The sequence below is a fragment of the Thermanaerovibrio acidaminovorans DSM 6589 genome, from assembly GCF_000024905.1.
Classification (GTDB): Bacteria; Synergistota; Synergistia; order Synergistales; family Synergistaceae; genus Thermanaerovibrio; species Thermanaerovibrio acidaminovorans.
Map to the genome: position 1 here is coordinate 1498095 of NC_013522.1, position 21599 is coordinate 1519693.

At 63.1% G+C, this 21599-nt stretch carries 19 protein-coding genes; 5 read left to right on the forward strand and 14 right to left on the reverse strand.

Features of this window, described 5'->3' with window-relative positions; translation table 11 throughout:
• Nucleotides 1-232: 232 nt before the first annotated feature.
• From TACI_RS07420 to dctP, 4 genes are all read right to left on the reverse strand, one after another.
• On the reverse strand, nucleotides 233-376 hold the full coding sequence (locus tag TACI_RS07420; protein ID WP_164925209.1) for a hypothetical protein: 144 nt from the start codon (nucleotides 374-376) through the stop codon (nucleotides 233-235).
• Nucleotides 373-1689: a TRAP transporter large permease gene (locus TACI_RS07425; protein WP_012870182.1), complete on the reverse strand. Its 1317-nt coding sequence runs from the start codon at nucleotides 1687-1689 to the stop codon at nucleotides 373-375. The genes TACI_RS07420 and TACI_RS07425 overlap by 4 nt, the downstream gene beginning before the upstream one ends.
• Nucleotides 1686-2285 (reverse strand): TRAP transporter small permease, encoded by a 600-nt coding sequence (locus tag TACI_RS07430; RefSeq protein ID WP_012870183.1) that lies wholly within the window; start codon nucleotides 2283-2285, stop codon nucleotides 1686-1688. Before TACI_RS07430 ends, TACI_RS07425 begins: the two co-directional genes overlap by 4 nt.
• A 62-nt stretch (nucleotides 2286-2347) precedes the next feature.
• A complete protein-coding gene (gene dctP / locus TACI_RS07435) occupies nucleotides 2348-3337 on the reverse strand; it encodes a TRAP transporter substrate-binding protein DctP (protein ID WP_012870184.1) in 990 nt (329 codons plus the stop codon).
• Nucleotides 3338-3641: 304 nt separating this feature from the next.
• On the opposite strand from dctP, the gene pncA reads away from it, so the two are divergent.
• The gene (gene pncA / locus TACI_RS07440) at nucleotides 3642-4259 is read left to right on the forward strand and encodes a bifunctional nicotinamidase/pyrazinamidase (protein WP_012870185.1); all 618 of its coding nucleotides are present in this window, start codon (nucleotides 3642-3644) and stop codon (nucleotides 4257-4259) included.
• Between the two features lie 2 nt (nucleotides 4260-4261).
• On the forward strand, nucleotides 4262-5029 hold the full coding sequence (locus tag TACI_RS07445) for an LmeA family phospholipid-binding protein (RefSeq protein WP_012870186.1): 768 nt from the start codon (nucleotides 4262-4264) through the stop codon (nucleotides 5027-5029).
• Between the two features lie 2 nt (nucleotides 5030-5031).
• On the opposite strand, the gene TACI_RS07450 is transcribed toward TACI_RS07445, so the two are convergent.
• The 4 genes from TACI_RS07450 to TACI_RS07465 form a co-directional block, all read right to left on the reverse strand.
• On the reverse strand, nucleotides 5032-6102 hold the full coding sequence (locus TACI_RS07450) for a hypothetical protein (protein WP_012870187.1): 1071 nt from the start codon (nucleotides 6100-6102) through the stop codon (nucleotides 5032-5034).
• An 80-nt stretch (nucleotides 6103-6182) separates the two neighbouring features.
• Nucleotides 6183-7772 carry a C69 family dipeptidase gene (locus TACI_RS07455; RefSeq protein ID WP_012870188.1) on the reverse strand — a complete coding sequence of 530 codons (1590 nt, stop codon included), beginning with the start codon at nucleotides 7770-7772 and terminating at the stop codon, nucleotides 6183-6185.
• Nucleotides 7773-7918: 146 nt separating this feature from the next.
• On the reverse strand, nucleotides 7919-8896 hold the full coding sequence (locus TACI_RS07460; RefSeq protein ID WP_164925211.1) for a hypothetical protein: 978 nt from the start codon (nucleotides 8894-8896) through the stop codon (nucleotides 7919-7921).
• 106 nt (nucleotides 8897-9002) lie between these two features.
• The gene (locus TACI_RS07465; protein ID WP_164925212.1) at nucleotides 9003-9569 is read right to left on the reverse strand and encodes a manganese efflux pump MntP; all 567 of its coding nucleotides are present in this window, start codon (nucleotides 9567-9569) and stop codon (nucleotides 9003-9005) included.
• Between the two features lie 111 nt (nucleotides 9570-9680).
• Here TACI_RS07465 and TACI_RS07470 point away from each other — a divergent pair, with 111 nt between their 5' ends.
• A complete protein-coding gene (locus TACI_RS07470) occupies nucleotides 9681-10094 on the forward strand; it encodes a secondary thiamine-phosphate synthase enzyme YjbQ (RefSeq protein ID WP_012870191.1) in 414 nt (137 codons plus the stop codon).
• Here the strand turns inward: TACI_RS07470 and TACI_RS07475 are convergent.
• The 6 genes from TACI_RS07475 to TACI_RS07500 all read right to left on the reverse strand — a co-directional run bounded on the left by TACI_RS07475 (nucleotide 10091) and on the right by TACI_RS07500 (nucleotide 18383).
• Entirely contained in the window at nucleotides 10091-12724 is a 2634-nt protein-coding gene (locus TACI_RS07475) for a PAS domain-containing sensor histidine kinase (RefSeq protein WP_012870192.1), read from the reverse strand. The two genes, TACI_RS07470 and TACI_RS07475, sit on opposite strands and share 4 nt — an antisense overlap.
• Nucleotides 12725-12753: 29 nt before the next feature.
• Entirely contained in the window at nucleotides 12754-13428 is a 675-nt protein-coding gene (locus TACI_RS07480) for a response regulator (protein WP_012870193.1), read from the reverse strand.
• Between the two features lie 67 nt (nucleotides 13429-13495).
• Nucleotides 13496-15289, reverse strand: a complete 1794-nt coding sequence (locus TACI_RS07485) for a methyl-accepting chemotaxis protein (protein ID WP_012870194.1) — start codon at nucleotides 15287-15289, stop codon at nucleotides 13496-13498.
• A 131-nt stretch (nucleotides 15290-15420) separates the two neighbouring features.
• The gene (locus TACI_RS07490; protein ID WP_012870195.1) at nucleotides 15421-16728 is read right to left on the reverse strand and encodes a TRAP transporter large permease; all 1308 of its coding nucleotides are present in this window, start codon (nucleotides 16726-16728) and stop codon (nucleotides 15421-15423) included.
• A complete protein-coding gene (locus tag TACI_RS07495; protein ID WP_012870196.1) occupies nucleotides 16728-17231 on the reverse strand; it encodes a TRAP transporter small permease subunit in 504 nt (167 codons plus the stop codon). The genes TACI_RS07490 and TACI_RS07495 overlap by 1 nt, the downstream gene beginning before the upstream one ends.
• 78 nt (nucleotides 17232-17309) lie before the next feature.
• Entirely contained in the window at nucleotides 17310-18383 is a 1074-nt protein-coding gene (locus TACI_RS07500) for a TRAP transporter substrate-binding protein (protein ID WP_012870197.1), read from the reverse strand.
• Nucleotides 18384-18738: 355 nt separating this feature from the next.
• Here TACI_RS07500 and arcA point away from each other — a divergent pair, with 355 nt between their 5' ends.
• Both arcA and arcD read left to right on the forward strand, forming a co-directional pair.
• Nucleotides 18739-19971: an arginine deiminase gene (gene arcA / locus TACI_RS07505; protein WP_012870198.1), complete on the forward strand. Its 1233-nt coding sequence runs from the start codon at nucleotides 18739-18741 to the stop codon at nucleotides 19969-19971.
• 123 nt (nucleotides 19972-20094) lie between these two features.
• Nucleotides 20095-21513: an arginine-ornithine antiporter gene (arcD, locus tag TACI_RS07510; protein ID WP_012870199.1), complete on the forward strand. Its 1419-nt coding sequence runs from the start codon at nucleotides 20095-20097 to the stop codon at nucleotides 21511-21513.
• The last annotated feature ends 86 nt before the right edge of the window (nucleotides 21514-21599 follow it).

Sequence of the window (21599 nt, forward strand, 5' to 3'; positions counted from 1 at the left end):
ACCCCCCGGATGACCATATTCTACATCAGATATATCAGATATCAAGCCCCGCCCCGGGGCGGACCACAGATCCGCTCCAGGTAACGATTCACCCAGAAGGGCGGCGGCGGTCCTGGGCCTATCCCCCGGGGATCAGACTGATACATCAGATCCGCCTCCCCGAGGGCGTCCAGGCTGATAAATTATAAGTTTAGTCCCGGAGGTTCACAATGTTTTTTCAACCCCTTGAGGGTCACATCCGCCTCTTGCGGAAGGCCCTGGAGGCGGCCCCCAGGAGGGCGGAGGCCATGAACAGGGGCGGGTAGTCCAGGGCCACCCCTAGCCCCAGGCAGGCGAAGCAGCCCAGGGCAGCGATCATCTCAAGGGATGGCCTCACCAGGGCACCCCCAGGATCACGTGGGGCAGGAAGAGCACCAGCTTGGGCACGTAGGCGGTGAAGAGGAGGATGGGCACCCAACAGAGGAGCATGAACTTGAGCGCCGGACCCATCATCTCGTTTATGGGGGCCTTGGCCAGCCGTCCCCCCAGGTAGAGCACCGGCGCCGCCGGCGGGGTGATGCACCCCAGGGCGGTGTTGACCCCCACCACCGCCGCGTAGTGGATGGGGCTGAAGCCCAGCTGGGTTATTATGGGCATCATTATGGGGGTGGTGAGCACCACCACGCTTATGTCGTCCATCAGCATCCCCATGATCACCAGGAAGACGTTTATCATGGCCATGATGACCCACCGGTTGCTGGAGATTGACTGGAACAGGTACAGCATCTTGCTGGGCAGGTCCTCCAGCACGTAGAGCCGGGAGAGCATGGAGACCGAGTAGAGCATGGCCATGATTACCCCGGTGGTAACCGCGGACTCCACCACCACCGCCGCCAGCCCCCGCCAGTCGGTGCCCCGGTAGACCCACAGGGCCACGGGGATCGAGTAGAGCACCGCCACCGCGGAGGCCTCGGTGGTGGTCATGATCCCCCCGTAGACCCCGCCCAACACGATGACGGGTAGCATCAGGGCCGGCAAGGCCCCCCTGCCCCGGGACTTCAGCATTCGGAGCCTCTCCGGGGCAGACCTCCTCTCGGACACCAGCACGGAGGGGTTGTCCTTCAGGAGGTACAGGTTGACCAGGCAGATGAGGGCGGTGGCCAGTATACCTGGCACCACCGTGGAGAGGAAGCAGGCCAGGATGGACTGACCGCTTATCCAGGCGAAGATTATGAGGGTGGCGTTGGGGGGGATCAGGAGCCCCAGCAGGGACGCATTGGACATGAGGGCCGCCGCGTGTCCCCTGGGGTAGCCCCCCGCCTCGAACCGGGGGAACATGATGCTGCCTATGCAGGACAGGGTGGCACAGGCGGCACCGGATATGGAGCCGAAGACCGCGCAGGAGACAGTGCCCACCACCCCCAGGCCACCCTTCAGGTGCCCAACGAAGACGTCCACCAGGTCTATGAGCTTCTCCCCTATCCGGCCCCTCTCCATTATCCCCCCCGCCATTATGAACATGGCGATGGCGATCAAGGACACGGAGTTCATCTGGGCAAAGCCGTAGGGCAGAAGCTGGCTCGGGTCGTAGCCCGTGCCGTCCGGGCCGCCGAAGAAAATGAGCCAGGCGGCGGAGGCCATGAAGCTCACCGGGACCGGCACACCTATCAGAAGACAGAACATGAGGACCAACAGGGCCACGTAGATCACTGCCCATCACCTCCATCGGAGGACCCGAGCAGGGCCCTCAGGCTTATCACCAGGTCCCTGGCGAAGAAGAGGGTCATGAAGACCAGGCCTCCGAAGATGGCCCCGTAGGAGGTCCAAAGGGGGATCCGCCAGACGGTGGTCATGGGGATGGCTATGCCGTTCCCCAGGGGCCCCCGGAACCCGAACATGAAGAAGTCGTAGCCGTAGTAGACGAAGAGGCCCGATACCCCCACGGTCACCAGGTCCTTCAACGCCACCAGGAGCCGCTTGAGGGGGCCCTGGGGGACGTAGGAGTTCACGATATCCGCGGAGACGTGGGTCCTGTTGAGGGACCCGTAGGCGGCGCCGGAGAAGTAGAGCCAGAAGGCGAAGAGCTTCACCCACTCCTCGTAGCCGTAGAGGTCCGTCTTGAACACGTACCTCATGAGGGTGGCGGCCCCTATGAGTACCGACAGGATCAGGGACATGGAGAGGCACACGGCGCCGAAGAGCCGGGCAAGCCACCACTCAACTATCTGGAAGGGGCCAAGCCCGGGCTCCTCCCTCTCCTCCGCCCCGTCCAGGGGCTGAACTGCGATCTCGCAAGGATCCTTCAATGAAGATCACTCCCTCCGGATCGCGGGCCCCGGGAGACATCCCGGGGCCCGCGAAGGATCGATCACCTGGGGGCCAGGTTCTTGCGGAACTCGTCCATGAGCTCCTTGGTCATCTTCTTCTCCAGCTTGGGCCAGGTCTCCGCTATGGCCTTGGAGATGGGCAGCAGCTCCGCCTCGCTGTAGCGGAAGACCTTTATCCCCTTCTTCTCCATGGCCTTCATGGAGGCCTCATCCAGCGCCTTGGCCGCATCGATGCTCTTCAGGGTGGCCTTGGTCATCACTTCCGCTATGATCTTCTGGTCCTTGGGCTTGAGCTTGTCCCAGACCTTCTTGCTCATGAGGAAGTTGATGCACTCCATGGAGTAGTTGGTGGCGTACCAGTACTTTATGACGTCCCCCAGGGCGGTGAGGGCCGCGGTGGTGGCGAAGCCGTTGACCGCGTCACACACCCCGGTCTGCATGGCCTGGTAGACGTCCGCATAGGGGATGGTTATGGTCCTGTAGCCCTGGGCCTCCGCCCCCAGCTTGTAGACGTCCATGTTGGGGACCCGGCAGAGAAGCCCCTTGTCCACCTTGGGGTTCAGGGGCTCCTTGGCGGGCTTGGTGGTGCCGGTTCCTATCATGCCCTCCACGTAGAAGCCCAACAGCTTAACCCCGAGCCTGCCGTTCAGCTCGTCCATCTTCTTGAACAGCCAGCCCGAGGGGGCGAAGATCTTCTTGGCGGACTCGTAGCCCCGCACGTAGCCGTTCACGTACATGAGCTCCAGCCTCGGGTCGAACTGGCTGGGGACCGATATGAGGGCCATGTCTATGGTCCCCTTTATGAGCTCCTCGTAGACCAGGGTGTAGTCCCCCAGCTGGTTACCCGGGTAGACCCGCACCGCTATCCTCCCGTCGGTCCGCTTGAGTATCTCCGAGGCCACGTCCCTCATCAGCTTGCTTCCCGGGTGATCAGCCGGATACTGACCGGCGAACTTGAGGGTCATCTCCGCCCCGAATGCGGCGGGCACCAGGGCTACCATCAGAACCAAAGCAAGGATCCACTTCCTCATTCTCTCCTCCCCCTAACTTTTTGAAATATCAGGCTCGACGGAATGTAACAATAAACACCCTTGGTATATCACCCCCCCTTAAGGGAACCGGGACCTAACCCGCAAAAACACTACAAAACCAACGGCGATAGGCACAAAAAACCTACCGAACGGCCCAATTTGAAGTCATTTCAACTGATGTTTGATATTTCAGATATTGCTGAAGAGCATATCGACGAACCCGCCGCCCGTCAAGATCCCCACCGTGCAATCCCGCGGAGATTGTGATAGGGTATTGAAAAACAATCCAGGGAGGTGACGACCCGTGAGGGCACTCCTGATCGTGGACGTCCAGTACGATTTCCTGCCCGGCGGAGCCCTGCCGGTCCCGGAGGGCCACCTGGTCATCCCGGCCATAAACTCCATCTTGGACCGCTTCCCCCTGGTGGTGGCCACCCAAGACTGGCACCCGGCAAACCACGGAAGCTTCGCCTCCAACCACCCGGGAAGGTCCCCCTTCGAGACCGGGGAACTCAACGGCCTGCCCCAGGTGTTTTGGCCCGACCACTGCGTCCAGGGCTCCCAAGGGGCAAGGATATCCGAAGAAATACCCCAGGAGCGGATCCAGATGATCCTTCGAAAGGGCACGGACCCAACGGTGGACAGCTACAGCGCCTTCTTCGACAACCGCCGGGCCAGACCCACCGGCCTCTGCGGCTACCTCAAGGAACGGGGGGTCCGCCAGGTATGGATAGCGGGCCTGGCGGGAGACTACTGCGCCTACTACTCCGCGGTGGACGCGTCGGACCTGGGCTTCCAGGTGGTCTTCCTGGAGGACGCCACCCGCCCCATAAGCCCCCAGGGCTTCCTCAAGGCCAAGGAGGACATGGCCAGGAGGGGGATACGGATCGCAAACGCAGGGCAACTCACATGGGAGGAATGAACATGACCCGCAAGGCAAGTCTCACCACCGCAACCTTGGCCCTGGGGCTCCTGCTGTTCCTGGGGCTTGGGGGCGTGGCCCCCGCCCAGGAGGTGATCCTCCAAGGGGACTTCGCCCCCGCCGACCAGGCCCAGCGGTTCGTGAAGGCCCTGGCCACGGGCCTGAACCCGGAGGAGATGACGGTCACCATTGACCAGTCCCCCACCAACGGGGAGATAAGGCACCTCTACGTGGAGGCCCGAGGCGCCAGGGCCCTGGGGGTACGAATAGACCGGATCGCCATGGAGGCCTTCTTCGTCAAACTGACGGACCAGCCGGACAGGCCCTTCTCCGCCCTGGAGGGGCTCTTCCACTGCTCCATCCTGGAGGAGGACGTGAACCGGTTCCTCAAGGACGCCACCGCCGGCTCCGGCGGGGACAGCTGGACCAAGCTTAGCGTCCGCTTCGCCGACGGGGGCCTCAAGGCCTCCGGCACCTTCACCCCCAAGGGCAAGGGGGTGTCCGCGGTGGTCCGCGTGGAGGGCAGGCTCTCCATAAGGGACCAGAGGGCGGTGGAGCTCAAGGATTACACGGTCAAGGTGAACGGATCCGAGACCGACATGGAGGCCATAAGGCGCTCCATCGACGGTGCCCAGCCCATAATAGACCTATCGGACATGCCCTTCCCGGTGAAGCTGAGGTCCATATCCACCTCCGCGGGACGCCTAACCCTGGACACCCAGAGGTCCCCCTCCCCCTTCCAGGGGATCTCCTACCGCTTCAGGCCCTGACGCTAAGCGGCCCCCCGGCGAAGCCTGCGGTAACCCCATAGGAGGCACAACACCGACACGGCCAGGGGGGCCAAAAGCCACCACCGGCTCCCCTCCGCCAGGGCGCTCACCAGGTCCGAAACCCCACCAAGACGTAGGGTCTTGATGACCCGGCTTATCCTGGGGGTGGGCTTCAGGAGCAACCCGATACCCGCCGGCCCCTTCCGGACCGCCAGCCTTATCACCTCCGCGGACCTGGGGCTCTCGGGCAGGTTCTTGAGCAACCTTATCCCGTCGTCCCCTCCCAGGACCATCAGGACGTACGCCTCGTCGGGGATCCACCGGGAGAAACTGGCCACCCCTCTAAGGTCCTTCGGGTCATCCACGTGCCTCAGGACCTTCAGGGTGCCCTGGACCCCCTGCCCCTGCCGTACCGCCTTCAGATCCACAAGGACGGCCTCCAGGGCTGGCTCCAGCCTCCGGGCCTCCAGGGATCTCCTCCCCGCCCCAAGGAGCCAATCCGCGAAGGCGTCGGTAAGGGCCCCCGCCTCCCTGGCGGCCTTCATCAGCGCAGGAGCCCAGTCCACCGCATCGAAGAGCTCCGTGGCCAGCCCCAGGGCCGCCAGAGTGGCCACCAGGGGGTCCGAATCCTCCCCCGCCAGCTTGTAGTACCCCTGCTTCACCAGGTCCCGAACGTCCCCGTAGAGGGTCATGTCCGACAGGATGGAGGCGGTGACCTCCTCCAGCGACTCCCCCTCTCCCAAAATGAACCCCCGGAGGAACCTGGAGGCCCTGGCGAGAAGGCCGCTCCTCTTCTCCTCGATCCGGGAGACGAGCTCCCGGGCCCGCTCCTGGCCGGGGAGCCCATTAGAATCCACGTACCTGAGAAGGCGCAGGGCCTCCTCCTCCCGCCCCTGGGCCATCATCTCCTCCGCATCGGCCACGTAATCGTGGTCCCCCATGGCCCTAAGCCGAACGGTGACCAGGGGGCCCGTGGGCCCCAACAGGGCGTCCAGGAACACGAGTCCGCTCATCACCCCCAGGGCCAGGAGCGCCAGGGTGAACGAAAGGGACCTAAGCTTCCCAAGGAACAAGACCATCACCTCCACTCCAATGGTACCCCCCGGAAAACGAAAAGGGGCAGACGGCCCAGGCCGCCCGCCCCGGGAAGCACTCAGCGGGGGTAGCCTAAAACCTCCTCCGGACGGGGGACCTGGTCCGGCTTGAAGACCGGGCGGAACTCCCCGTTGGTGGATATGGCCCGGTGGAGCTCCGCCTGGAGCCCCCTGGCGGCCTTCACGATCCGCCAGGAGTATACCGCCGCCTGGTGGTTGAGAAGCGGGGCCAGCTCCTCCCCCTTAAGCTTCCGGGCCCCCGCCTGGAAGGCCTCGAAGGAACGGATCAGCTCCACCTGGTAGTCCCTCCAGTAGGCCTTGATGGCCCCCTCCAGGTCTGTGCCGTTGGCGTCGTCATGGGCCTGGGCCTTCCTGGAGGCTCCGTAGAAGGACCAGTAGGGGGAGTGGGCCTCCGGCTGGTCGGTCCCCAGCGTGAAGGAGTTGGGCAGCCGGGTGAGCCCCTGACAGAAGGGCATGTAGACGCTACCGGTGGGGTTGCCCAGGCTGAGCCAGAGGACGTTACCCACATCACCGCTGACCCCGTCAACCCCGCCGAGCTCCACCAGGTGGGACTCCACGGTGCGGCGGACCGCCACGGGACGCACCTTGCCATTAACCCCGTTCACCGGGTTCTCGTAGTCGGTGCCCGGGTAGTTATCGGACCGGAGGAACTCCATCACGTCCAGCTTGGTTATCTTCCTGTCCGGGGTCATGAGGAACGGATACGAGTCCCTCCCGGGCTCCTGAACCTTGGAGGGGGAAAAGTGCCTGTGGCCCCACCACATCCTGACCCCGTTGTAGGTCCAGTCCAGAACGCCGAAGGCCTTGGCCAGATCGAGCCCCTTGGCCCTCACGTGCTCCTCAGTGCACTCCTCCTTGGGCAGGAGGCCGCTGTTTTTCACCAGCTCCAGGAGCGAAGGGCTACCCATGAAGTTCTCCCCGTCGTAGGGGTTGAAGTTGGATATGACCTTCTGGTTGGGGACCACCGTGTAGCTGTCGTCCGGGATCCGACAGGCGGCCCAGACCCGGCCGTGGAACTCCACGTACCAGACCTCGTTGGGATCCGCCACCGCGAAGCCCCCCGCCTCGCTGGAGCCAAAAGCCTCTATGGCCTCCCCGAAGATCCTAACCCCCTCCCGGGCGGTGGAGGCCCGGGGAAGTATGATGGAAGGTATCTGGGACTCGTCGATCAGACCGTCCAGGGGGGTCACCTTCTGGGCCTCGGGGCTTATCTCCTGGCTCTCGGTGGCCGAAACCGCAACCCCCTTCTCGTTTATACCCACCTCGTCCATTGGGGTGTACTCCTGGCTGGGATCCCTGGGATCCACCGACGGATCGTAGGGCCAGTCGGGGACCGAGAAGTAGCGGTAGGTGCGGGTCATCCCCTCCGGATAGCCCAGCTCCATCCCGCTCCAGAAGACCTGCTTCTCCCCCTTGGCCACCGGCCTGGAGGGGACCACCCGAAAGTGCTTGGCCCACCCGCCCCGATAGTCCTCGTTCCGGGCGATCATCACGTGCCCCGTGGCGGACGCCCCCTTGCCCACGAACACCGACGTGCAACCCAGGGCGGGAAGACACCACAGGACCGCCACCAGAACCCCCAAGACCACGCGGGCCCCGGACAAACCACGCCTCAAACCGCTTCTCATTACCCATCCTCCCTCCGGCTTAAAATGAAAAAATCTGCCACCGGAGAGTATAGCCCTACTCAGGCGTCCCTTCAATAAACTACAAGAATTCATTAGTTTATTTTGGGCCATTTAAAAAAGGCCCCATCAATGGGGCCCGGATCGCATCACCGGAGCAGTATCTTGATCTCCGTCACGTCCTGGAAGATGCCCTCCTGCACCCCGCTGGCCTCGGGCAGATCAATCCAGGGGCCGTCCCCGATCCGGCAGAGCACCCGCCCCTCAGGGGAGTCCCCCTCCCGGTCGAAGGGCCTTATGACCCCGCTGAAGAGGGGGTAGGTGCCCGCCAGGTCCTGGAACCGGTCGCCCCTTACTATGAGCCACTGACCCATGTTCCTTGACTTCTGCATCTCATCGTCGTACATGTGGGTCAGGGGCACTATCTGGAAGCCCCCTATGTCCCCCACCTGGGTGGTACTGACACATATAACTCCCGGATGGTTGGCCCTCACGGCGCTCACCGTCTGATAGAGGGTCCCCAGAAAACGGCCGGAGCTATGAAAGGGCTTCTCCACCGTCCCCAGCCTCTCCTCTCGGCGATCAACCCCAAGGAAGACCCCGCCACCCTCCCAGTTCTCAATCCTCACGTAGTCCCCCGGGGAACGCTCCTCCACGTCTATCTCCAGGGCGGAAGCCACCTTGAGAAGGTCCCGGGACCTAAAGGGGATCCGATAGCCCAGGCGGTTGACCACGTAGACCCGGGAGCCCACGGGGGGGGACAAGCGCCCCCAAAGGCCAACACCACCTACACCTTCGATAACCATGCTGGACCCGTTACCCGCCGCTGCCACGAAGGTGACCGACGGTATGACGCTCAACGTACGCCCCCGACTCCGCTCCACGTCCACCAGGATGTGGTGCGCATTGGCGCCGGAGGCCACCACCGACCCGGGCTCCCCCAGCCGGCTAGCGGTGAACCCCGGATATCGGGTCTTGACGGGCAACACCCGGACCTTGCCCATCGACTCCGAGGATCCGTCCGGGTAGAGGACCTCCGCCAGGGCCCCCACCTCCATGGGGAGACGGATCGTGTACGCCACCTGCCCAAACGCCGCCGAGGGCCCCGCCATACGGCCGGGGCCCATCGCAACCCACAGGATACATGCTAGAATACAGATTAACTTTTTAATTAGAACATGCACCATGGGGACCATTATATATCAACTAGCATGGATTCAAATGGGCCAAAGGTCACCCCAGGAGGTGCTCCAGGAGGATCTTTATCCCTATGGCGGAGATCACCAGCCCCCCCAGAACCTCCATGTAGCCCCCCCGGGTCCTAAGGATCCTGCCCGCACAAAGGGCCCCCAGGAGGCACACGATGAACGTCACAACCCCTATGACGGAGGCGGTGAAGGGGACGTTTATCCTCATGCCTATGAAGCCCACCCCCACCGCCAGGGCGTCGATGCTGGTCCCTATGGACAGGCTCAGCAGCTTCCCCCCGCCGCACACCGATCGGTCCGGCGCCTCATCCTGGGCCCCCCGGACCTTACCTAGCCCCTCTATCACCATCTTGCCCCCCACCGCCAGGAGGGCCAGGAAGGCCACCCAGTGATCCACCGGCTCCAGGATGGCCCCCATCCAGCGGGCACCCAGCCAGCCGACGAGGGGCATGATCGCCTGGAAGAGCCCGAAGCTAAGGGCCACCTTCAGGGCCTCGCCCCTGCTTATCCCGCACAGCCCCATGGCGCAGGAGACCGCGAAGGCGTCCATGGAGAGGCTGAGCCCCAGAGCGGCGGAGAACGCCACATCCATCATCCATACCCCCATCCTTCAACCCACGGCAAGACAGCCGGTAGATTCTATAATAAGGGGCATCACATATAAACCCCCATCACCCGGGGGATGGGACTGGAGGGATTCGAATTGAAGATCCACACCGAGTACCTGTGGATGAACACCCACCGGCGGAAGGAGCTGGTGCACGTAACCGAACAGCTGCAGGAGATCTTGGGGCGCAGCGGCGTCACTGAGGGCTTCATGCTGGTGTCCGCCATGCACATAACCTCGGGGGTGATCGTGAACGACAACGAGCCGGGGCTCCACCAGGACATAATGGACTGGCTGGAGGATTTGGCCCCCGAGAGGCCCGAGTACCGGCACCACATGACCGGGGAGGACAACGGGGATGCCCACCTGAAGCGCATACTGGTGCACCACCAGGCCATCATCCCCATTACCCAGGGCAGGCTCGACCTGGGTCCCTGGGAGAGGGTCTTCTACGCGGAGTTCGACGGCCAGCGGCGCAAGAGGGTGGTGGTCAAGGTCATGGGGGACTAGCCCCCCACGTAGCCCTTCAGCTCCTCCTGAAGGGTCCTCAGCTTCTCCAGCAGCGCCGGCAGATCCTGGATGACCTGCTGTCGGTCCCCCCCGCGCCACCGCTCAAGCAACCCCGCAAGGTCCGCCTCCAGCGAGGCGGCCCCCAGATAGCCGGCGCTGCCCTTTAGCCGGTGCAATGACTTCTCCACCGCCGCCGGATCCGACTCCCCGGCGGCGGCCTGGGAGAGGCACTGGATGTGGCCGGGCAGCATCTCCAGCACGTCGGTGGCGAAGCCCACCGCCAGCTCCCGGGATCCGTCCGCCATCTCCATCAGGACGTCCAGGTTCACCAGGTTCCTCTCGTTGGAGGTGAAGGACCATATCCGCCCCATCTCCCGGCGAAGCCTGGAGGGGGACACGGGCTTGGCCAGGAACCGGTCCATGCCGGCCTCCACGCAGGCCCTCCGGTCGTCCGGAGACGAGAAGGCGGTGAGCCCTATTATCAGCGTCCGCCGGCCAGTCCCCCTCTCCATCTCCCGGAAGCGACGGGTCACCTCCAATCCGTCCATGGCCGGCATTTGAACGTCCATGAAGACCATGTCAAAGGTCTCCTCCTCCAGGGCCCTCAACGCCTCCGCCCCATCGGAGGCGCACCGGACCGAGAGCCCCATCCTCTCCAGCAGGGACATCATCAGCCTCTGATTTGCCCGGTTGTCCTCCGCCAGGAGCACCCTAAGACCCCTGGGCAGCTCAGGGGCGTCATCCCCCCGGTCAGGACTAGCTAGCCCATGATCCCTGCGCAGGGGCAACCATATGGAGAAGCAGCTCCCCTCACCCCTGCGGCTCCTGACCCGTATGGCTCCCCCCATGAGGGACACCAGCTTCTTGCAGAGCGCAAGCCCCAGCCCAGTCCCCGGGATCCGGCGGGTAAGGAGCTCCTCTCCCCTCTCGAAGTAGTCGAAGATACGGTCCAGCTGCTCCTCCTCTATGCCTACACCGGTGTCGGACACCTCGAACAGGACCCCTCCCTCCGAGGCGGAGATACGGGCTGAAACGGATCCCGAAGGAGTGAACTTGATGGCGTTGCTCAAGAGGTTCCACAGGAGCTGCCGTATCCGGACCTGATCCCCCACAAAGTGACCGGAGGCACCATCCTCAACCTTGCCCCTAAACTCAAGCCCCTTCCTTTTGGCCTCCGCCCCCATGAGGCTGAAGACCGGGGCGCAGAGATCCTCCATGGAAAAGGACGATTCCTCCAAACGTAGCTTCCCTGCTTCCACCGCCGCCAGGTCCAGTATGTCCCCCAGGATCTCGGTGAGCGACATGGACGCTTGATGTATCAGCTCCAGGTCCTCCCGGATCTCCGGGTCCTCACAGGAATCGAGCAGCATCTCCGAGAGGCCCACCACCGCGTTCATGGGGGTCCTTATCTCGTGGCTTATGTGGGACACGAAGGCCATCTTGGCCCGGGAGGACGCCTCCGCCCTCTCCTTCGCCTCCCTAAGCTCCGCCTCCATCCTCTTCTGCTCGGTGATCTCCGTCATGACCCCCACGAAGCCCCCAACCCGGCCCACGTGGTCGAAGAATGTGGCCTTGTGGACCACGAAGTGGCGGCTCACATCCCCCTCGCCGAACTTGAAGTGGAAGCACATGGCCCCCGGGTTCCTCAGAAGATCCAGGTCAGAGTTAACGTCCCGGGCGACGAAGTCATCGGGCAGGTATGACATGTCAAACTCCCCCATGGGGCCGATGGCCTGGAAGACCTCCTGGAAGGCCCGGTTGAAACCCTGATAGCGGCCCCGAGAGTCCTTGTAGAACACCGGGCTGGGAATGGTATCCAGCAGGGTCCTGAGGAACCTCAGCCGATCCTTCTGTTCCCGGTCTATGCGTCTTATCTGGGTCAGATCGTCGATGAATCCGAAATGAAGGTAGTGATCCTCCCCCAGGTCCTTTACAACCGTGGCTATAACCCGGGCGGGCATCCTGGAACCGTCGGATCTCAAGAGGTCTATCTCGTACCGCCTCTGCCATTTGACGTGCCTCATGCTCCACTGGTAATCCAACACCTGCCGCTGGTCATCGGGCACCAGCGTCCATAGGGACCTGCCCTCTATCTGATCCCGCCGGTAACCCAGCATGGACTCGAAGGACTTGTTAACGTAGGTCACGTTCCCTGACTGGTCCACGGTGAGGAACGCCTCCCCCGCGTTGTCCAGCACCGCCTTCCAGCGCATCTCCGAGAGCTTCAGCTCCTCCTGGTAGCGCCTAACCTCGGATATGTCCCGGGCGACCCCCACCACGTACTTGCAGACCCCCGACTCGTCCCGGTGCCCCACCGCCCGGAGGTTCACCCACTTGCACGAGTCGTCCATGCCGCAGAACCTGAGGTCCACCGAGCCGCTCCCCTCCTCCTGGGCAAGCCGCAGGAGCTCATCGAAGAGATGCTGATCCTCCGGGTGGATCACCAGGTTCAGGTTGAACCTCACCATGAACTCCGGGATGGACATGCCCAACAGGTCCTCCATGCTGAGCGTCAGGAAGACCCACTTCCTCTCCGGAAGCCTCATGCACCATATGGGATCTGGGCACGAGTGCAGGAGGTCCAGAAGGGGAAAGTCCAGAAGGCCCGAGCCTTCATAACCGAAGGGCATCTCATACCACTCCTTCCAAGGTGAGCAGTCTAAAGGTCCGACGGGAGCCGGTACACGTTAACCGGACGGCCCCGCCCCAGGTGTTTGAGCCTGAGCTCCACCTCTCCCTCCCTGACCAGGTAGTCCATGTAGCGCCTGACGCTGGACTTGGACAGCCCCATCTCCTCGGACAGCCGGTCCACCGTGGCCTCCCCAAAACACGACAAGAGAGACAATATACCTTTAAGTGTAGATCTATGAAGTCCCTTGGGCAGCTCCTCCTCGCCCCCCCCAAGGAGCTTGTCCAGTTCATCCTGGGACATGCGGCTGTTGACCCGATCGATCCTGCGACGGAAGGCCACCAGGTCATCCAGGGCTCGCCCGAACCGGGATCCACCAAAGGGCTTCACCAGGTAGTCGAAGACCCCCAGCCTCATGGCCTCCCCGACGGTGCGGGGGGAGCTCTCGGAGGTCACCACGATCACGTCCAGGTCCACCCCCATTCCCCTTAGCTCCCGGAGGATATCCACCCCGTTGCTGCCCTCCAGGTATATGTCCAGAAGGAGCAGCTCCGCCCTCCCGCCCCGGCGGAAGTATCGGAGTAGCTCCTCACCGGAGGGGGTCACCCCGAGGAGGCTCACCCCCTCAACCCCCTGCAGGAAGGCCTTATAGAGCCTCACCATGGACGGATCGTCCTCAGCTATCAGAAGCCCGTAAGGGAGCATCGAAACACCCCTCGCTCGAAATAGTCGGCCCAATGATACCCCCCGAAGATCGGCACAACAAGAAGCTTCACGACAGGGCGGGGCTCAGATCCCTCACCGGGCTTCTGTAGGGCTCAAGTCCAATCTCCCCATCCCCTGAGACCTTGAACCTGGAGACCTCGGAGGACAGCTTCTCCGCTATGGCGGCCAGTTCCGTGGCCCCCTGGGCCACCTGCTCCGCCACCGAGGAGACGTCCCTTATCTGGGAGGCCACCACCGATGTGGCCTCGGATACGTCCCTGGTCTTGTCCGCCATCCCCTGGATCACCGACGATATCTCCTGGGCGCTGGCCGCCTCCTCCTCCGCTGTGGCCGCCATGTCCTGGGAGGCCTGGGATATCTCCGTGAGGTTCTGACTTATCATCCGGAAGACATCCAGCACCTGCTGGGACAGGCTCCGGACCTCTTCGGCCCCCTTTGCGTTGTCCTCCACCACGTCCACCACCACGTTGAGGTCCCTGGATATGGCCTCCGCTATGTCCGAGATGCTCCTTGCCGCCTGGGCGGACTCCTCCGCCAGCTTGCGAACCTCCTCGGCAACCACCGCGAAGCCCCGGCCGTGCTCCCCCGCCCTTGCGGCCTCGATGGCGGCGTTCAACGCCAACAGGTTAGTCTGATCCGCTATTCCACCTATCTGGGCCACTATGCTCTGAATCGTGGCGGCCCTCTCGTGAAGCTTCTCCACCATGTCCATGGAGGACCTGGCCTTGTCAGCCACCTGGCCGATGGACTCCACCGCCCGGCGAACGAAGGACATCCCCTCCTCCTGCCTGCCCCGGGCCTTCTCCACCTGCTCCGCCACCTCGGTGCTCCGGGCGGCGGCGGTGGACGAAGCGGCGGCTACCTCCTGGACGCTGGCGGACACCTCCTCCGCCCCGGACGCCAGGTCGTCCACCCGGCTCACCGTAAGCTCCAGCTGGGACCTGACCTCCTCCACCGACGCATTGGCCTCCTCCGCGGTGGCGGAGAAGGTCTCCGCCTGGGAGCTCACCTGACGGGATATGCCCCTCACCTGGGCTATTATCTCCTCGAAGTGGGAGAACATGCTGGCCAGGGACCGGCCCAACACCCCTATCTCGTCCCGGAAATCCCCAGGATCCCCGAACCGGAGGTCCAGCTCATTGGACATCCTGTCCAACTTGGACACCAGGGCGGATATGGGCCTGGTGATGGACAGGGTCACCATCAGCCCCACCGCCAGGGCCAGGATCGCCACCGCCACGGACACCAGGAGGGACACCCTCATGGCGGAAGCGGCAGAGGCGTCCAGCTGGTCTTTGGAGGAGGACATGACCCGCTGGGATATCTCCACCAGGCCGCTCAAGGCATCCATGGCCCCCTGGGTGGTCTGCCGGGCGCCGAACAGGAACTGTCTGATCTCCTGGTCCGGGGCCCCCATGGCGACCATCTCCTCGAACTTCAGGTTGACCTCCCTCATGGCCTCCAGGGCGGACCTGGCCTCGTCGTAGGCCTTGAGGGACCCCATATCCCCCTCCCTCAGCGTGGCCTTGTAGCGGCTAACGTACTCCAGCGCCTCCTCTATGGCGGTCACCGACGCCTGGGCGTTGGCCTCCCGGTCCTTGGGATCCGCGCTGTTTATGGCCCGATATATGTTTATCACCGACATCTGCCCGCTGCACATGGCGGACATGGCCCAGCGGACCCCAGAGGCTCCAACCGAGTAGAGCTGATCTGCGCTCCCCTTGGCACTCTTCAGGCCCTCGACCAGGAAGGCGGAGAGCCCACCCATGGCCAACAGGAGACCCACCAGGAGAAACCACAGCCTGGCCTTTATGGTGAAACCCCGGAGCAATCTCTCCATACGAACCCCCCCTTATCTAGCGAATCTGTTAGATATGGAAGATTGTATACCAGGGCTGGCCCTCCGCAAGGTTTAACGCCATAAAAACAACGCCGGGCCATAGGGCCCGGCGCTCCAGCGGTGCATGGATCTCACACCCTTCCCAGGTTTCTCACGAACCACATGACCGTTTCGGGGAAGAGGACTATGAGGACCACCGCCAGGAACATGAGGATCACGAAGGGGATGACGCTGCGGCATATCTCGTCCATGGGGACGTCCTTGGCGACCCCCTTGAAGTAGTAGAGCCCAAGCCCCACCGGGGGGGTTATGTAGGAGAGCAGGAGCAGGGAGGAGAACACGATGCCCCACCAGATGGGATCGTAGCCCAGCTCAACCACCGCTGGGGTCAGTATGGGGGTCATGATCATTATTATGGACACCGGATCGATGAACATCCCCAGCAGGAAGATGATCACCATGGAGAAGGCCACCACCGACACCTTGGCGGCGGGCATGGAGGTGAGGAAGCCCACCATGAGGCTTCGGCCCCCTATGCCGCTGAAGACGGAGCTGAAGGCGGACCCGGCGGCCATGATCCAGCAGGCCATGGAGGTCACCTTGAGGGTCACCAGAAGGGAGTCCCTCAGTATCTCCCGGGAGAGCTTCCGGCGGAACGTGACGTACAGGAGGCTCAGGAAGGCCCCCACGCCGGAGGCCTCGGTGGGGGTGGCCATGCCGGAGAAGATGGACCCCAGGACCCCGATTATGATGCAAAGGGGTCCCACCAGGAAGCGGAGGGAGGCGATCTTCTCCCCAAGGGGTATATCCTCCTGGATCACCGGGACCCGGTCCTTGTGGGTCACGCTGAAGACCACTATGTAGACGATGAAGACCGCGGCCATCACCAGTCCCACACCGACCCCGCCGGCGAAGAGCTTGCCCACCGAGACCCCCGCCACGGACCCGTAGACGATCATGTTGAAGCTGGGGGGCACCACCTGGGGGAGGCATCCGGAGGCCAACAGGGAGCCGATGGAGAGCCGCCGGTCGTAGCGGTTCTTCTCCATCACGGGGAACATTATCAGCGCCATGGCGGATATGGCGGCGGCGATGACCCCCGACATGGCCCCTATGAGGTAGCCGAACAGCACCGCCACGATGGCCAGGGAGCCCCGGACCTTGCCGAAGAAGTCATACAGGGTGGTGAAGAGCTCCTCCGCCACCCCGCTCTTCTCCAGGATGGCGGACATGAACACGAAGAGGGGCAACGCCACCAGGGCCCAGTTGTTCATCAGGGTCCAGATGCCCTGGAAGACCACGTAGAGCCCTCCCCATCCCCAGAAGACCAGGCCGAAGACCATGGAGGTTATGAAGAGGGCGAAGGCCACCGGCAGGTTGATAAGTATCATGCCGAACAGGGCGGCGAACATCACCAGCGGGGCGTAGGAGTCCCCCATCACCGCTCACCCCCTTCCGCCGCCTCCCGGTCCTTGAACCGGTGGACCAGGAGGGACAGGGCCTGGGCCCCCATGAGGGCCACCCCCAGGACCGGGACCCACTTTAGCCACCAGATGGGGGGGGCGAAGACCACCCCTAGGCTGGAGTCCACCTCCCTCTGTATGTAGGAGTCGTAGGCTATGGGGAGGTTTATGTAGAGGATCACCCCGCAGCAAAGGGCTATTATCCCCAGGTTGAGCACGTCCAATGCCTTCCTCAAGGGCTTGGGGAGCCGGTTGTAGACTATGTCCACCGAAACGTGCCCCCCCTCGAGAAGGGTGTAGGCTCCCCCCACGACGAACATTATCCCGTACATCCAGACCGACAGGAACATGGCCCTCACGTCCGCCCGGCCCACGAAGTACCTGACCGTGACGCCGTAGACCACCACCGCCACCACCGCCAGGGTAAGGTACATGAGGCACCTTCCCACCGAGCGGCTGAGACCGTCAATGAAGTTCAACTTATCACCTCCATGGGATAGAGGACCTGGATGGGGGGCGGAGGGGAGGCCAGGCACCACCTCTCCGCCAGGGGAGAACTACTTGATCTGCTTGGCCAGGGCGTCGCTCCACTTGGTGTAGCCCAGCTTCTTCCAGAGCTCTACGAGGCGCCGGCAGTACTCCTTGGCGTCCGGGGACTTGGCGGAGTAGCCCGACAGGATCTTAGCGCTCACCTCGATCACCTTGTCCTGGTCCTCCTTGGGGAGCTGGGTCACCTTGGCCCCCGCCTTTATCCACTTGTCCTTGTAGGTCTTGTTGAGCTTGGCCAGGTGGTCCGCCCCCCACTTGTAGGCCTCGTCGCAGGCCTCCTGGATGGCCTTCTGGTGCTCCTTGGGGAGCTTCTCCCAGACCTTGGGGTTCACCACCAGGAAGGCGTGCACCGTGGCCTCGCTGTGGAGGTTGACCCCCTTGGTGGGCTCCAGCACGTTCTTGGCCACCTCGTGGAAGCCAAGCTTATAGTTGGCGGTGTAGTCGGTCCACTCCAGGCCATCGATGGTGCCCAGCTGCAGGGCCTGATAGAGCTCTCCTGCAGGGAGCATCATGGCCTGGGCGCCAATGGCGGTGTAGAACTCCGCCGCCATGCCGGAGGCCCGGAAGATCCGTCCCTTAAGGTCCTTGAGGGAGGACATGGGACGGCGGGAGACCAGGATCTCCGGCTCCCCGTAGACCATGGGGGCTATGTAGCGGACCCCGAAGCGGCCGAAGCTACGCTCCAACAGGTCCTTGGTGGCGTCCACCTGGGCCTTCTGGTCCCTGAGGTCGAACATGGGCCCCGGGCGTCCCCCCGCCAGGGCCATCACCGGGTCCTGGGCGGCCTTGTAGTTGGGGTAGAAGATGGACATCTCCACCACGCCCCGGGAGGTGGCCTCCAGGATCTCCGTCACCGGGAAGCCCAGCTCCCCCGCCTGGAAGGCATCGATGCGGACCTTGCCGCCGGTCTTCTTCCAGACCAGCTGGCGGAAGTGATCTATCACGTCGAAGGCGGAGTCCCCCTTGAGGTAGAAGGTGGCCATCTTGAACTTGTACTCCTCCGCCGCCAGGGCCCCACCGCAGAGGGCCCCCAGGGCCACCAGGGCAACACACAGGGTCAGCAACAGCTTGATACGCTTCATCTCACGGATCACTCCTTCCTGGCATGGACGAAACTCACCCGAGGGACAGAACGCTCGATTTGAAGACCCGGACTCGGCTAGATGTCGCCCCCACCTCCTTGCAGGCGGACTGTTGCAAATTGTATATCGTAGACATCAAGCTAGCACATTCGATTTAATCATGTCAAGGAGAGAAGGATTAACCGGGGCCTGCGCACCCCGGGGAGTCATCAGAACTCAAAATTGGTTTTAAAATCATGCCAACCGGCACTATAAACTCATTGACAATACAGGTTTATTTGATAAGGTTATGCCCGTGGCCGATCCACCAGGAGAGGCCCAAAAAACCAAATACCTTAAGTAAGGAGGAGTAAAATTGAAGCCTTCACCCCTAAAGGTAACGTCGGAAATAGGGCGCCTTCGGTCGGTTCTCCTGCACCGGCCCGGCAAGGAGGTTGAGAACCTCACCCCGGACCTGATGGCCCGTCTTCTCTTCGACGACATACCCTACCTCAAGATAGCCCAGGAGGAGCACGACGCCTTCGCCAAGGTCCTTAGGGACAACGGCTCCGAGGTCCTCTACCTGGAGGACCTGGCGGCGGAGGCCCTGGAGGACCGGGCGGTCCGGGAGCAGTTCATCGACGAGTACCTGGCGGAGGCCAACATCCAGGGGGACGGCACCCGGGCGGTGCTCCGGGACTTCTTCCTCTCCATGGACGTGAAGCCCATGGTGCTCCAGACCATGGCGGGGGTCCGACGAACCGAGCTCCCCAGGGAGGAGCTAAAGTTTATGTCCCTGGCGGATCGCATCGACACCGACAACCCCCTGGTGGTGGACCCCATGCCCAACCTCTACTTCACCCGGGATCCCTTCGCCACCATCGGCACCGGAATCACCCTCAACCACATGAGGACCGAGACCCGAAACCGGGAGACCCTCTACGCCAAGTACATCTTCAACCATCACCCCAAGTTCAAGGGATGCGACGTCCCCTTCTGGTATGACCGCACGGAGACCACCTCCATCGAGGGGGGCGACGAGCTGGTCCTGAGCCCCAACGTTCTGGCCATAGGCATCTCCGAGAGGACCGACGCGGCCTCCATCGAGAAGCTGGCCCGCAAGCTGTTCAGCGACGACCGGAGCACCTTCAAGCAGATCCTGGCCTTCAACATCCCCAAGAAGAGGGCCTTCATGCACCTGGACACGGTGTTCACCATGGTTGACCGGGACAAGTTCACCATCCACCCCGAGATAGAGGGTCCGCTGCAGGTCTTCTCCATCACTCCCTCCTGCTGCGGCATCAACATAGAGGAGGAGCGCTCCACCCTGGAGAACGTGCTGGCCAAGGCGCTGGACATCCCCAAGGTGACCCTGATCCGCTGCGCCGGCGGGGACCCCATCGACGCCCCCAGGGAGCAGTGGAACGACGGCTCCAACACCCTGGCCATCGCCCCCGGCGAGGTGGTGGTCTACTCCAGGAACTACGTCACCAACCAGATCCTCCAGGACAAAGGGATAGTGACCCACATAGTCCCCAGCTCCGAGCTCTCCAGGGGCAGGGGAGGCCCCAGGTGCATGAGCATGCCCCTGGTGCGGGAGGACCTGTAACTCAAGCCCATAACCCCCACAGGGGTTACCGCATAGATCCGTGCCCCCTCCAGCCGGAGGGGGCACGGCGATCCGCTGGACTCGATTCAGCATGCTGAAAAACCGAAAGGAACGGTGAGATCCATGTCCGACAAGAAGCTAGGTCTCTTCTCCCTGGTGGCCCTGGTCATCGGGTCCATGATAGGGGCAGGGGTCTTCTCCCTCCCCTCCGACATAGCCCGCTCCGCCGGCCCGGGGGCCATCGCCCTGGGATGGCTCATAACCGGCATAGGCATGATCGCCCTGGCGCTGACATACCAGGCGCTGGCCAACCGCAAGCCCGAGCTGGATGGGGGCATCTACAGCTACGCCAAGGCGGGCTTCGGGGACTTCATCGGCTTCAACTCCGCCTGGGGCTACTGGCTAAGCGCCTGGCTGGGCAACGTGGCCTTCCTGGTCCTCCTCTTCGAAGCCATCGCCTACTTCTTCCCCGTATTCGAGAACAAGACCATGGCGGTGCTGGGCGCCTCGGTGATCCTCTGGGGCATCCACTTCCTGGTGCTACGGGGCGTCCGAGACGCGGCCATCGTCAACCTCATAACCACCGTTGGCAAGCTGGTGCCCATCATCTTCTTCGCCATCGTGGCGGTGATCAGCTTCAAGGCTGACATATTCAACGCGGACTTCTGGGGCACCGGCGGCGGCTTCGACATGGCCAAGGTTATGGAGCAGGTCCGGAGCACCATGATGGTCACCCTCTGGGTCTTCATCGGCGTCGAGGGAGCGGTGGTCCTCTCCGGCCGGGCGGAGCGCAAGTCCGACGTGGGTAAGGCCACGGTGCTGGGCCTGGTGGCCACCCTGGCCCTCTACGTGATCATCTCCCTGGCCTCCCTGGGGGTCATGCCCAAGGATGAGCTCACCAAGCTGGCCAACCCCACCACCGCCTACATCCTGAAGAGCGTGGTGGGCAACTGGGGGGCCACCCTGATCAACCTGGGGCTCATCATATCCCTCTCGGGGGCCACCCTTGGCTGGACCTTGCTGGCGGCGGAGATACCCTACGTGGCCGCCAAGGACAAGGTGCTCCCCTCCTTCTTCGCCAAGGAGAACGAGAACAAGGCCCCGGTCAACTCCCTCTGGATAACCAATGGGCTCATCCAGCTATTCCTCATAATCACCCTCTTCTCTGAGAGCACCTACCAGGCCCTCTACACCATCGCCAGCGCCGCCATCCTGGTCCCATACCTATTCAGCGCCCTCTACCAGCTGAAGCTGTCCTCCACCGGAGAGGGCTACGCCAGCGGCGAGTCCAAGGCCTTCGAGCTCTTCATCAGTGCCGTGGCGTCCGTCTACGCCCTGTGGCTCATCTACGCGGCGGGGCTGGAGTACCTGCTCATGTGCGCCATCCTCTACGCCCCGGGAGCCATCTTCTACTGGAAGGCCAAGAGGGAAGCGGGAGCAAAGGCCTTTGGCCCCATAGAGACCGTCCTCCTCATGGGACTGATGGCTGCGGCGGTGACCGCCATCTACCTCATGTCCAAGGGAGTCATAAGCCCCCTCTAAGGGCAAGGAGAAGCGTCAAAGACAGGACACTGGCAGGGGCCCCGGGAATTTCCCGGGGCCCCTCTTACAGCACCTGACTTCGACTA

Coding starts and splice junctions, on each gene's coding strand:
- TACI_RS07465 (WP_164925212.1), bottom strand. CDS start 9,569: ATGGATGTGGCGTTCTCCGCCGCTCTGGGGCTCAGCCTCTCCATGGAC.
- TACI_RS07500 (WP_012870197.1), bottom strand. CDS start 18,383: ATGAAGCGTATCAAGCTGTTGCTGACCCTGTGTGTTGCCCTGGTGGCC.
- TACI_RS07490 (WP_012870195.1), bottom strand. CDS start 16,728: ATGGGGGACTCCTACGCCCCGCTGGTGATGTTCGCCGCCCTGTTCGGC.
- TACI_RS07460 (WP_164925211.1), bottom strand. CDS start 8,896: ATGGGCCCCGGCCGTATGGCGGGGCCCTCGGCGGCGTTTGGGCAGGTG.
- TACI_RS07475 (WP_012870192.1), bottom strand. CDS start 12,724: ATGCCCTTCGGTTATGAAGGCTCGGGCCTTCTGGACTTTCCCCTTCTG.
- TACI_RS07485 (WP_012870194.1), bottom strand. CDS start 15,289: ATGGAGAGATTGCTCCGGGGTTTCACCATAAAGGCCAGGCTGTGGTTT.
- TACI_RS07445 (WP_012870186.1), top strand. CDS start 4,262: ATGACCCGCAAGGCAAGTCTCACCACCGCAACCTTGGCCCTGGGGCTC.
- TACI_RS07480 (WP_012870193.1), bottom strand. CDS start 13,428: ATGCTCCCTTACGGGCTTCTGATAGCTGAGGACGATCCGTCCATGGTG.
- dctP (WP_012870184.1), bottom strand. CDS start 3,337: ATGAGGAAGTGGATCCTTGCTTTGGTTCTGATGGTAGCCCTGGTGCCC.
- TACI_RS07455 (WP_012870188.1), bottom strand. CDS start 7,772: ATGAGAAGCGGTTTGAGGCGTGGTTTGTCCGGGGCCCGCGTGGTCTTG.
- arcD (WP_012870199.1), top strand. CDS start 20,095: ATGTCCGACAAGAAGCTAGGTCTCTTCTCCCTGGTGGCCCTGGTCATC.